Here is a 13107-nt window from a genome sequence, read left to right as displayed (position 1 = left end):
TCTTTAAAATGATGGAGGTGTAGATACCCATATTATGGATGCTACTTTATCCGTATGATTAACTATATAATGGTCTTTATCGGGTTTAAAGTAAAAACTTTCTCCTTTTTTCACCTTATATTTCTTCTTATCTATTATTAAAGTAACGGCACCTTTTGTAACATATCCAAATTCCTCACCTTGATGAGGATAATCCTCTTGAGACATTCCACCTGGCTCTATTTCTATTAATATAGGCTCCATCATATTCTTTTGAGCAGTAGGTATAAGCCAGTGAATTGTGTGTTTTAATTCTTCGTTTATTGATTCATATATATCATCTTTCTTATAAACAACTTTTTCTTCTTCTTCTTCATTAAAAAAACTTCTTAAGTCCGTACCTAAAGCTTCTAATATATCCATTAAAGTAGCTATAGATGGAGATGTCAAATCTCTTTCTATTTTAGATATAAAACCTTTAGTTAAATCACATCTTTGAGCTAGCTCCTCTTGTGTTAATTGATTTAACGTCCTTAATCTGTAAATTTTCTCACCTATTTTCAATCCGATCAACTCCTATTTAGGAAAAAGAATTTATTAATAGTAAACTTTATGTTTACTCACTATTGATATAATAAGTCAAATGGCGGTTTGTGTCAATATACACATGAATATTTTTGATTTAATAATAAAATAATATAATCTTTTTTATTTCTATAAATGAATTTATAGAATATATTTCTAATTTTAGAAGATAATATATATATGGAAATCAATACAAGTATAAAAATAATTTTAATAGTTATAGGTATTATAATAGGACTAGTTTCAAGACAACACTATGTAATATTAATAAGAACAGAAAATAATAAACATAGTGTTAAACTAATTTTTAGAGGGTTATTTAATCTTTTAGAATTTCATATTCCAATATATCCAAGAAGGCGTAGAAAGGAGAAGCTTGATAAAACCTATAGATTAATATGGTGGATAGAACATAATATTGGAAAATTAGCCATAAGAACTCATCTAGATGATATAAGAGATTTAAAAAGATTAAAAAAGCCAATTAAAAAATTAGACATAAATGAATTTATATCAGATATATATTTTGCAAATGAAGAAATAGAATTGACAGTTGGAGTATTCTCAGCCATAAATGCTTTATATGCATTTTTATATGGAAAAGTAAAAAGTAAAAAGATCAAACTAACTGTAACTCCTGGATTTGATAGAAATGAAATAAAAGGACTAGTACAAATTGATTTATATTCAAGAACAATACATATACTAAGGTTAGCAATGGTTGCGGCTAAAGTTTTTAACTTTAGAATAGGACTAATTAAACTAAAAGAAATAGAAGGTGGTGTTGAAGGTGAACAACGCAACAAACTCGATAAAGAGCTTAATGGACACAACGCTTGATACTATTAAAGGGGTAATAGATGCAAATACTATTGTAGGAGATCCAATAAGAAACAATAATACAATAGTAGTTCCCATATCAAAGATAACAATAGGATTTGGTATAGGTGGTGGAGAATACTCCAAAGGATATGACAAAAAAGAAAATATTACTAATCAAGAACCAGGATTTGCAGGGGGTAGTGGAGCAGCTATATCTGTACAACCAGTAGCATTTGTAGTTGTAGAAAATGAGGAAACTAGACTTATGAGTTTAGACCATAATATAAATATGATAGATACAGTTTTAAATATAACTCCTAAGGTTATAGAAAAACTACAGAACATGAAAAAAGGAAAGCAAACTGAAGAAAATGTTCAATGTGATGTACAGACATCAGATGCAGAGGATATAAACCACGATATTAGATAGATATATAAATTATTTATAAATATTAATCGCCGAGGAATTGCCAACATTAGTTTTATCCGTTGGCAATTTTTGTTGTAGCTAGTGGTTTCATTGACAATTAAATCATTATATGATAAAATATTTTATTGAATAAAATGTTTTAATATGAAATGATTTAAGTTTTTTAACTATAGGAGTGAAAAATATGGCTACTAACACAGATATATCAAAGGAACTATTAGAAACTACTAGAAAGTTTCATTGTATGGCTAAAACTGTAATTAATGAATATAACAAAACTATGAATCCTTTTTTAACAGATAAACAATTTCATGCTTTAATATATATACAAAATTCAGGCAAAACAGAGCTTAAAAATTTAAGTAAATTAATGAATGTATCTACATCAAGTTTATGTATACTTTTAAATAAACTTGTAGATAGTGGGTATGTATATAGGGAAGAAGATAAAAAAGATAGAAGGAATACATTTTATGATATAACAGATGATGGATTAAAAATATTAGAAATTGAAAGAGTAAATAGATTTAAAATACTAAATGATAAAATAGATAAGTTATCAGAAGATAAAAAAATAAAGTTTCATGAAACTTTATTAAATTTAAAAGAGATAATGGATGAAATTTTTTAGAATACTTTGATAGTCTATAGCTTTGTTTAAGTATAAACTGTTTTAATATACTATTTATATTATTAGCTACTATACTAAATTAGTTATGCTTAAATTAAAAAATTGTCAATAAAGAGGTTATCCCTAGGGTAACCTCTTTATTATTAAAGTGATCGGAAAAATTTAGTAATATTATTCATAATAAAAGGATATAAAATTAATATATTGAAGTAATATATATGGGAAATTTTTATATAAGGGGGATAATAATGGAAATAAAGGTTTTAAACATAGGTGAATATAGTCAAAATAATAATACATTGGCTATGTTAGTTTTTGAAGGGGACAGCATATCTACAAACTTAGATGAAAATACTTCAAAACTAATAAGTTTATTAAAAGAAGAAGATAAATTTAATGGTAAATATAGGCAAGTTGAAACTATAAAAACAATAGTAAATGATAAAATAAAAAATATAATATTGTTAGGTCTTGGAAAAAAAGAAGAATTAGACAATGAAAAATTAAGAGTAGTATCAGGTATGACTATTAAATATTCAAAGAAATTAAAATCTAAGAAATTAGATTTAATAATGCCTAACCTTGAATACAATATAGAAAGATATTATTCAGCAATAACAGAAGGATTAGTTCTTGGAAATTATAAGTTTGATAAATACAAATCCGATAAAAAAGATGAATCTATAAATGATTTATCATTTATAACTCACGAAAATGTAGAATCTGTACAAAATGGATTAAAGGAAGGATATATACTTGGAAATTGTACTAAATTAGCTAGAAGTTTAGTTGATGAACCTGCTAATTTTATGTATCCAGAGATATTGGCAAAAGAAGTAGAAAAGATAGGAAAAGAACATGGATTTGAAGTAGAAGTATTTGATGAAGATAAAATAAAAGATCTAGGTATGAATGCTTTCTTAGAAGTTGCTAAGGGGTCAAAGCATTCTCCAAGATTTATAATTATGAGGTACTTTGGAAATAAGGAAAATGAAAAAGATATATTTGGTCTTGTAGGTAAGGGATTAACTTATGATTCAGGTGGATACTCTATAAAGCCAACTAGTTCAATGCTCGATATGAAAACTGATATGGCTGGAGCGGCATCTGTTATAGGCGCTATGTGCGCAGTTGCTGAAAATAAGTTAAATGTAAATGTAGTTGCTGTAGTTGCAACTTGTGAAAATATGATATCTCATAAGGCATATAAACCAGGAGATATAATAAATTCTATGGCTGGTAAGACTATAGAAATACTAAACACAGATGCTGAAGGAAGATTAACTTTGGCTGATGCTGTGCACTATATAATAGAAAAAGAAAATGCTACTAAGATTATAGACATTGCGACACTTACAGGGGCTGCTCTTGTAGCACTTGGAACAGTTACAACTGCTGTTTTATCAAACAATGATAAGTTCTATTTAGAACTTGAAAATGCATCTAAGATAACTGGAGAAAAAGTGTGGAGATTACCTATGCTTGATGAATATAAACAAGAAATAAAAGGAACTTTAGGTGATTTAAAAAATACAGGTGGAAGATATGCTGGAACTATAACAGCAGGACTTTTTATAGGGGAGTTTGTTCAAAATAAGCCTTGGATACATATGGATATAGCGGGAACAGCTACGTCAAGTAAAGATGAAGGATACTTAGCAAAAGGTGCAACAGGAGTGGGAGTTAGAACATTGTATTATATGGCTAAAAATATGAAATAAATTTATAAACTGCTGATTAACATTAGTCAGCAGTTTTTTGATTACAAGGATATTATAATTTATTCTGTCTGTGGATCAGTTACAATATGATATAATTATCCGTATAAATAAGAGTTTGGGGGATAAAAAGGTGGAAGTAAGTACTTTTGAAAATTTGAATGATGAAAATGAAAATATATACAATGATATGGTTACTTATATTAAGTTATGCAAATTAACTAAAAAAGACAAAAAAAGGTGTATTGATATTATATTAAATGAGTTTCTTGATATACAAAATAAAAATAAAACTATAGATGAGGCAATAGGTATAGACTATAAACAATATTGTGAATCTATTATAAACAAAGTTACCCAAAATACCTCTGAAATTGATTATTATCTAGATAAAATGAGGGAATTCGTAGTATCACTATCTTTAGGGGTTGGAGCTTATTATTTTGTACAAAGTTTTTTGTACATAAAACATAAACATGAAATACCTTTAAACTTACAAATAAGCTCGAGTATGTTATTACTTATATCATTAGTTGTAATCATGATGTATATAGCAATGTATTCTATAAATAAAGAAACCAAAAAAAGATGCTTTGATGTTAATAAAAATTTTATAAAAAATCAAGGGGCTATAGTACTAACAGTATCAGCTTCTATCTTATTTATAATATTAAATGTAATAACGAAAATAATCCCTAATATTATTATAAATATACCCATATATATAATTATAGGACTACTTTTAATTATGTATTTAATACCACACATATTAATAAGTAAAAAATAAAGTTTTAGGGGGCTGATTTATGGGGAAAGTTTCTTATAAAGAACTAAATCTAAAAAACCAAGAAATGTACATAGCAATGGAAAGATATATAAGATGTAGCAATATACTAGATTTTTATAAAGAAGAATGTATAAAGAAAGTATCTGAAATTGTATTTAAGATTAATAAACAACATAAATATGTAGAAAATGTTATAGGAGATCCTAAAGCTTATTGTGATGAAGTTATAAACCCATACAAAGAAAAAACATCTAAATTTAGTATATTTATAGAGTATCTAAAAAAGTTTTCTCTAATTTTAAGCATATTTACTTTGATTATATCATTATTAGATCCTTTATCTAAGGTAAATTTATATGGTATAACAATTATAACTTTGACTATTTTATGTTCTATAAGTATAGATTATGTAAATAGAATAGAAGCAGAAATGATGCTATTTTTAACTTTGAAATCACAAAAGATAGAATTTAAAAATATAAAATATAAGATTTTAACTACTACAATGGTTATATTATTGTTTATGTCTGTATTTTTTACTAAAGATTCATTAGTAAATATAAAGACTATAATACCTGTTTGGAGTATATGCTTATTATCAATAGGGAGTTATATATATAGCAAGGTATACACAAATAGATTGACTAAAGAACTTAAACTTTAAAAATCATGAAAAGAGGGCACTAATTAGCACCCTCTTTTTCTATTTGGCATAAATTGTTTAGATATAAGTGTAGTAAGACATATAAATAAAGCTATGAAGCTTGCTGTGTATAAAGGTCCTGAAATATATATAAAATCTAAGGTAGACTTAATTAAGTATCCGTAGTTTGTTTTACATATTATATTTATAACTAATACTATACTGAAATACAATGTACATGCTATTAAGTTATCTTTTAATGCGTATTCATTTATTTTGAATTTTCTAACTTCTGCTAAATACAATAATGTATATATTATTAAACAATGATAAATTATTGAAGAAAAATTAATAAAGTGAGGAAAGTTAAATTGACCCATATCAGGAAACATAAAGCTGCCAATACATGAGATAATACCCCATGAAAATGCTATGTTAAACAAATGATATTGCTTAAATAACAGTATTATTATGAGCAAATATGTTACTATCCTACCTATGCCTATTGGTAAATGTAAATTAACATCATACCTTCCTATTCCTATGAAAAAAAGCTGATTTAATATAAGATCTCCAATAAATATAAAAGCAATAACCTTTTCAACCATATAGGCATGTGGTAATAAATTTTTAGTAAGGATAGGTACAAAATATAAAAATGCTGCTATAAATAATAGTATATATAGGTGTGCAGGAGAGAAGTAATTAAAATGGACACTTTCTATGTTACTTCTAAACAAATACTCCATAAAATCCCCCCAAGTTTTAAATTTAGTTATTTATATATAAATATATTCATTTAACAATAATTTGATATTATTAAATATAAATATATTAATAAAAAATAATATAAAGCATATAATAGATTTATTTTATGAAGGCTATAATAATATTAAAAAGGAGTATAGTTTATGAAAAATATTATTTATTTAATGACAATAGGCATTCTTTGTATAATACTTACAGGATGTTCTATAGAAAAGGATATTCAAGGTAATATAGGTAATAAAGAATTAAACTCCTATGTTGTTTCAGAAAAATACAAGTCTATACCGATATACGATAAAGATACTAATAAAATTGTAGGTCATGGTTATAAAGGATTTTCTTTAAATATAGATATGAAAAAGGATGATAAGGTATATTTTGAAATGCAAACAAGTGATGGTTTACAAAAATCCTACTATATTCCTATTAAATACCTTGAAAAAGGATATAAAGAGCCTTTTGTTGTTATAACGATAATATCTAGTGATGCAATTGTTATAAATAAAAATTCACCAATATACGATGATGATGGCAATATAATAGCAGAATTCAACGAAGATTTAGGACCAATGAGATATATTCAAAAAACAGATAAAGGATATCAATTTACTTTGGCAAACAATTTAGTTTATGTAAAAGAAAGTGATATTAAAGGTATAATAAAGGTTGATTAATAATATAAAAAGAGAAGTTAAAATTTAACTTCTCTTTTTATATTATTAAGTTCTGCTTATATAAGCCAAGCATTCTTAACTAATTTATAAATTTTGTTTTTATCCTCAATATTTTCATATATAAAACATAGTATATAATAACACCAGATAAATTTAGGACTAACTTAAAAGAATTAACAAGAATTATTAAAGTTATTCAATATGAATATTTGGGGTGATGTAGTGGCTATATATCAGAGAGAACAATTTGTAATCGTAGCTGTAGCTAATGGATTTATTGCAATTAATACTAAAAAGGAAAATTGGAAGGATTCACATACTCATCTACATTCATTTAATGCCGCTAAAACTGCTATTGATTTAGTTATAAAAAAGAAAATTCCAAAAGAAAAGAGTTTCTATTATCTTAGGAGCTTAATGAGACTATCTGATGATGAGAAGTATGTAGAGGAAATTAAAAATCTTATAGAAGTAAAAAAATCAAAGGGAAAAAAACTATCTTATAATAATAAACAATAAAAAAGAGTGCAAATTTAAATTTGCACTCTTTTGCCGGGCCTATCTTACTTATTACTTAAGTCCAAGTCTTTGTCTTTTGTCTATTATGTGCACTTACATAGCTTTTATAGATTCAAATAGATCATCTCTTTACCAGTTATTAATCTTCTTACTTAATATTTAATTTAAATAGTAACAAATTTAGCTAATAACAATAAATTAATAATATAAGGTAAACATTTTGACCCTAAATTTTATCTCAGAAGGAAGTGTATTAAATGGAAAAAATGAATAGACAGATATGTGTAGACGCAGGGAGTGACTATTGTCCATGTCATCTTGCTGCTACAGGAGACTGTGTGTTATGTCCAATGATGCAAGGTAAGGAGTTTTGTGACTGTTTATGGCAAGGGGTATGCATATACAACAACTTCATACACAACAACAACACTATTAATGAGGAAAGAACAGATATACTATGCGATATATTAGATAAAAAACAAATAGAAGAAAATCTATATCAACTGGATATAAAATTGCCTAAAAAACTATGCATGGATCTTATTAATCCAGGATCTTATGTACTTTTAAGAGCGGCAGATAAAAAAGATGGCAAATTTAACACCCCTATATCCGTAATGAATGTAGATACGTCTAAAGATATATTAACTGTAGTAGTTAAAACTGTGGGAGTTAAAACAAAGAATATAATAAATCATGACAAAATATGGATAAGAGGGCCTTTTAGAAATGGAGTATTTGGGATTAAATATCTTAAATTAACTAAGGATTGTAATACTGTAGTCGTAGCTAAAGGTCTATCACAAGTTACTATAGTAAAAACTATAAAACAATTATTAAAAAATAATAATCATGTAGAAGTGTTTATAGACAACTATAAGAATCCAATTGAAGATGTGGTTAAGTTAGTTCTGTCAATGGGTGTAAATATTCAGTTTATAGACTTTGAAAAAGATAGTTATATGATAGAAGACTATATTAAAAGAAATGACGTTAAGCTAGTATTTTCTGCAAGTTTCAATAATTTCAATAAAAAGATAATGCAAATTGTTGATAAAGTTGATGAAGAAATAAGGCTTGTTATAACTAATAATAACTTAATAAGTTGCGGAGAAGGTATATGCGGCGCATGTACAGTTAAGATAAATGGGCAAAGATTAAAGTCTTGTAAAGCACAAATAGAACCTAGGTATTTTCTAAGGGAGGTTGTAAATAATGGCTAAAATTATTGTTATAGGTGGGGGATGGGCTGGTTGTGCAGCTGCTATATCTGCGAAAAAGGCTGGAGCTGATGTTGTAATTCTTGAAAGAACGGATATGCTTTTAGGTCTTGGGAATGTTGGTGGTATAATGAGAAATAATGGAAGATATACTGCTGCTGAAGAAGTCATAGCATTAGGGGCTAGAGAGTTATTTAATATAACAGATAGTTATTATACTCACAAAGATATAGATTTCCCGGGGCATAAACATGCGACAATATATGATGTTACCAAAATAGAAACGCCAATTAGAAACATAATAAAGGATATGGGAATAGAAATAAGATTTTTTTCTAGAGCGGTTAATGTAAATATTGAAAATAAGAGAATAGTTTCTATAGTTTTAGAAGACGGAGATGTTATAAATGGTGATGCTTTTGTAGAAACTACAGGATCTACAGGACCAATGGGCAATTGTACAAAGTATGGAAATGGTTGCGCTATGTGTATATTAAGATGCCCATCATTTGGAGGAAGAGTAAGTATAAGTTCTAAATGTGGTATAGAGGATATGATAGGAAGAAGAAACACAGGAGAATATGGCGCATTTAGTGGCTCTATAAAGTTATTGAAAGAATCATTAAGTGAAGAGATTCAAAGAGAGTTAAATGAAAAAGGTTCTGCAGTTATACCACTACCTCCTGAACAAATAAACAATGCAAAATTAGATATGAAAGTGTGTCAACAGTATAATCTTCCTGAATTTGCTGAGAATATAGTTCTAATTGATACTGGCCATGCAAAGCTTATGGCACCGTTTTATCCTATAGAAAAATTAAGAAAAATACCTGGATTTGAAAAGGCATTAATAGTTGATCCCTATTCAGGGGGCAAAGGGAACTCTGTAAGATATTTCTCTACAGCTCCAAGAGATAATTATTTAAGAGTAAATGGAGTAGATAACTTGTTTGTAGGTGGAGAAAAAAGTGGCTTTTATGTAGGGCATACAGAAGCTATTGTAACTGGAACACTTGCAGGACATAACGCCGTAAGATCTGCCATAGGTATGTATTTACTACAACTTCCAACTAATACTTTGATAGGAGACTTTATAAGTTATTCTAATTCTGAGATGAATAAGGTAGATGGAGATAAATTGAAGTTTACTTTTGCAGGAAGTGTATATTTCAATAGAATGAAGGAACTAGGACTATATACTACTGATAGTGATGTAGTAAGAGACCGAGTTAAAAAGACAGGTCTTGAAAATATATTTGATAAAGTGCTTGTTAAATAAGCTAAAAGGCTGTTTCTATAACAGCCTTTATTTAAGTTAGGCTATGTTTTAAATCAATGTTGAAATTTAGAAATGTATAAATAGATTTAATTAATTTAGATATAATGATATAGCTAATATATGGTTTAATCGTTTATTAATACATAGTTGTATAAAATTACGAATGAAATAAAACCTCACACATGTTAAAATAATATATAGATTTTAGTAATTGGAGGAATAGAAGAAATGAAAATAGGTTTTTTTGATTCAGGTATCGGAGGTATTACTGTATTGTATGATACATTAAAAGTGTTACCTAATGAAGATTATATATATTATGCCGATACATTAAATGTTCCATATGGACCAAAATCCAAAGATGAAGTAAAAAAGTATATTTTTAATGCTATAGATTTTATTAGCAAACAGGGAGTTAAGGCTATAGTTATTGCTTGTAATACTGCTACAAGTATAGCAATCGAAGAGTTAAGGGCTAAATACAGTATTCCAATTGTTGGTATGGAGCCTGCTGTAAAACCTGCTGTTGAGAAAAATACAGATATACATAAACGAGTTCTGGTAACTGCTACAGAATTGACTTTAAAGGAAGAAAAGCTGAATAGTCTTATTGCCAAATTAGATAACAAACATGTTGTTGATTTATTACCTCTTCCAGGCTTAGTCCAATTTTCGGAAAAACTTGAATTTAACGAAGAAATAGTGTTACCTTACCTTAATGAGCAGTTACTTAAATATGATTTAAGTAACTATGAAACTGTTGTTTTAGGGTGTACTCATTTTTCTTACTTTAAGGATATGTTCAGAACATTATTTCCATCACATGTTAATATAATCGATGGAAACATTGGCACTGCAAAAAATCTAAAAAGAATTTTGAAAGAAATGAATTCCTTAAATGAAGGTAATGGTAATATTACTTTATATAATTCAGGTTGCAAGATCGAGGATAAAGCTGAGCTAGATAAATACAATAGACTATTCAAACGACTAGATACCATTAACGAATAAAATTAATTTTGAAAAATTAAAAGCCCTATATACAAGAGATGACTTAATTATTGTATGTATATAGGGCTTTTGTTGTATCAAGAAATTGATATATTTATCTACTACATCTTCTTAAGTCTGCGCCATAGGGTTGTATAACTCATTCCAAGTTCCTTTGCAGCCTTAGTTTTATTACCATTGTATTTTTTTAGTGCATCTTTTATCAATTGATTTTCTATTTTTATAAGCTCTGGAGTGCTATCACCTTGTTCTTCAGAGAATTGTTGAAGAAACTTTTTTTCTGAATTATTGGAGTTTAAATCTAAAACATGGGAAACCAAATACTCATCAATAATATTATTTTCACACATCACAATAAGTCTTTCTATAATATTTTGAAGATGTCTTATGTTTCCGTTATAAGGTAAACTACCGAGAATAAGAAGCGCTTCATCTGAGATTTTAATATTTGGAGCGTTGTTAGAAATAAACTGCTTAACTAGCAAAGGAATGTCTTCTCTTCTTTCATCTAATGAAGGAAGCTTTAAATCTAAAACACATAGACGGTAATACAAATCCTCTCTAAATTCATTTTCTTCAATTCTTTCTAATAGATTTTTATTTGTTGCACTAATTATTCTTACATCAACAGGTATAACCTTGTCATCACCAATTCTTATAATTTCCTTTTCTTGAATAACTCTTAGTAGCTTTACCTGTATGTCTTGTGAAGTTTCTCCAACCTCATCCAAAAAAACAGTGCCATTGTGTGCTAATTCGAATATGCCTGCTTTTCCTTCAGGTCTTGCCCCTGTAAATGCTCCCTTAACATAACCAAAGAGTTCACTTTCTAATATACTTTTTGGAAGAGCTGCGCAGTTTATGGCAACAAATGGTTCATTGCGTCTATTACTATAGTTATGAATACTCTGAGCAAAAATTTCTTTACCTGCTCCAGAAGGTCCCGTTATTAAAATAGTGCTATCGGATTTCGCAAACTTCTTTGCCTTTTTTATTGTGTTAGATAGTATTTCGCTTTTACCTATTATATCTCTGAAATTCTTTTTAGCTACATGTCCTTTTGTGTTTAATTTTTTACGTATTTCTTTTTCAGCACTCTGAACGTAAGCTGATTTTTGTATGCTTGCAACTGCTCCAAAAATTTTACTATCAATTTCTAATGGGCGACTGTTTAGTATCAATGAATTATTTCCTATTTCTAGTAATTCATTATAGGTAGTAGTGCCATTTATTATTGTATCCTTAACTACTGACAGATTAACTATATTATCTATTAAAAGATTGTTGTTTTCATCAGTTATTAACTTCTTAGCTTTATCATTTATATAGCTAATCTGGGAATTCTGATCTATACCAATAATACCTTCAGTTGTAGAATCTAAAATTTGTCTGATAGTTTCATAATTTTTTCTTCGTTCTAATTCAAAGTCGAGAAAAGATATTGCTTCATTTAAGGCTATTTCAAGAGATGTTTCATCAACTTCTATCATTACATTTTTAACTCCATATTTTTTAGCAGCACTTGCTACGGTAATACCTCCAATAAATACTTCAATGCCATCTTCTGAATATTTTTTGACAACTTCATCAACAGCAGATACAGACTCAGGTTTTATGAGTAAAAAATTTTCTTTTGAAATATTTTTAAATTTTGCTGCTACATCATAAGCCAAATCAAAGCCTATATAAGCTATTTTATTTGAGTATTGCTTTGCCTTTTCTAATGAAAAATACATATCTTCATAGGTATAACGGACATCCATTAAAATAGTATTTATATTCTGGCGCAAAAGACTTAGGTTTTTCCCTCGGGTAATAATTATTTTAGTACCTTCACTAACAAATTGTCTTGCTATTTCAACAGTCTTATCTCCAGTAGACTCTAAGATTGGATAACTTAGTTTCTTCTTTTTCAATAGCTTGCTAAATTTTTGGGTAAAATCTTCAGATGAAGATAAAATTAAAATATCCTTATTCATTTGGGTATCATCTCCAATATTATCTATTTAATCATACTAAACTGCAATTATTGTATTTCAAA

General features: G+C 27.7%; 14 protein-coding genes. 11 read left to right on the top strand and 3 right to left on the bottom strand.

The genetic code is table 11. The annotated features are described in order from the left end of the window. Positions 1–3 precede the first annotated feature (3 nt). On the bottom strand, positions 4–543 hold the full coding sequence (locus ACUSRV_RS01195; protein ID WP_490140081.1) for a helix-turn-helix domain-containing protein: 540 nt from the start codon (positions 541–543) through the stop codon (positions 4–6). Positions 544–744: 201 nt separating this feature from the next. On the opposite strand from ACUSRV_RS01195, the gene ACUSRV_RS01190 reads away from it, so the two are divergent. From ACUSRV_RS01190 to ACUSRV_RS01165, 6 genes are all read left to right on the top strand, one after another. Beyond that, positions 745–1404 (top strand): hypothetical protein, encoded by a 660-nt coding sequence (locus tag ACUSRV_RS01190; RefSeq protein ID WP_490140080.1) that lies wholly within the window; start codon positions 745–747, stop codon positions 1402–1404. Continuing rightward, complete coding sequence (gene ytfJ / locus ACUSRV_RS01185) at positions 1355–1816, top strand: GerW family sporulation protein (RefSeq protein ID WP_490140079.1); 462 nt, start codon at positions 1355–1357, stop codon at positions 1814–1816. Before ACUSRV_RS01190 ends, ytfJ begins: the two co-directional genes overlap by 50 nt. 184 nt (positions 1817–2000) lie before the next feature. Further along, the gene (locus tag ACUSRV_RS01180) at positions 2001–2447 is read left to right on the top strand and encodes a MarR family winged helix-turn-helix transcriptional regulator (protein WP_490140078.1); all 447 of its coding nucleotides are present in this window, start codon (positions 2001–2003) and stop codon (positions 2445–2447) included. 248 nt (positions 2448–2695) lie between these two features. Then, positions 2696–4168 (top strand): leucyl aminopeptidase, encoded by a 1473-nt coding sequence (locus tag ACUSRV_RS01175; protein WP_490140077.1) that lies wholly within the window; start codon positions 2696–2698, stop codon positions 4166–4168. A 130-nt stretch (positions 4169–4298) separates the two neighbouring features. After that, entirely contained in the window at positions 4299–4952 is a 654-nt protein-coding gene (locus ACUSRV_RS01170) for a hypothetical protein (RefSeq protein ID WP_490140076.1), read from the top strand. Positions 4953–4971: 19 nt separating this feature from the next. Beyond that, positions 4972–5616 (top strand): hypothetical protein, encoded by a 645-nt coding sequence (locus ACUSRV_RS01165; RefSeq protein ID WP_490140075.1) that lies wholly within the window; start codon positions 4972–4974, stop codon positions 5614–5616. A 23-nt stretch (positions 5617–5639) separates the two neighbouring features. Here ACUSRV_RS01165 and ACUSRV_RS01160 read toward each other — a convergent pair whose 3' ends face one another. Continuing rightward, a complete protein-coding gene (locus tag ACUSRV_RS01160) occupies positions 5640–6344 on the bottom strand; it encodes a TMEM164-related integral membrane acyltransferase (RefSeq protein ID WP_490140074.1) in 705 nt (234 codons plus the stop codon). Between the two features lie 162 nt (positions 6345–6506). On the opposite strand from ACUSRV_RS01160, the gene ACUSRV_RS01155 reads away from it, so the two are divergent. The 5 genes from ACUSRV_RS01155 to murI all read left to right on the top strand — a co-directional run bounded on the left by ACUSRV_RS01155 (position 6507) and on the right by murI (position 11066). Next, positions 6507–7037 carry a hypothetical protein gene (locus ACUSRV_RS01155; protein ID WP_490140073.1) on the top strand — a complete coding sequence of 177 codons (531 nt, stop codon included), beginning with the start codon at positions 6507–6509 and terminating at the stop codon, positions 7035–7037. A gap of 222 nt (positions 7038–7259) precedes the next feature. Continuing rightward, complete coding sequence (locus tag ACUSRV_RS01150) at positions 7260–7556, top strand: hypothetical protein (RefSeq protein WP_490140072.1); 297 nt, start codon at positions 7260–7262, stop codon at positions 7554–7556. A 257-nt stretch (positions 7557–7813) separates the two neighbouring features. Further along, positions 7814–8779, top strand: a complete 966-nt coding sequence (locus tag ACUSRV_RS01145) for a sulfide/dihydroorotate dehydrogenase-like FAD/NAD-binding protein (protein ID WP_490140071.1) — start codon at positions 7814–7816, stop codon at positions 8777–8779. Next, the gene (locus ACUSRV_RS01140; RefSeq protein WP_490140070.1) at positions 8772–10055 is read left to right on the top strand and encodes an FAD-dependent oxidoreductase; all 1284 of its coding nucleotides are present in this window, start codon (positions 8772–8774) and stop codon (positions 10053–10055) included. Before ACUSRV_RS01145 ends, ACUSRV_RS01140 begins: the two co-directional genes overlap by 8 nt. 228 nt (positions 10056–10283) lie before the next feature. Further along, entirely contained in the window at positions 10284–11066 is a 783-nt protein-coding gene (gene murI, locus ACUSRV_RS01135; RefSeq protein ID WP_490140069.1) for a glutamate racemase, read from the top strand. Positions 11067–11167: 101 nt separating this feature from the next. On the opposite strand, the gene ACUSRV_RS01130 is transcribed toward murI, so the two are convergent. Next, a complete protein-coding gene (locus ACUSRV_RS01130; protein ID WP_490140068.1) occupies positions 11168–13045 on the bottom strand; it encodes a sigma 54-interacting transcriptional regulator in 1878 nt (625 codons plus the stop codon). Positions 13046–13107: the final 62 nt, after the last annotated feature.

The sequence above is a fragment of the Sporacetigenium sp. TC11 genome, assembly GCF_058146105.1.
Note: the sequence above shows the minus strand (reverse complement) of the source record. Positions and strands in the feature narration are given on the sequence as shown.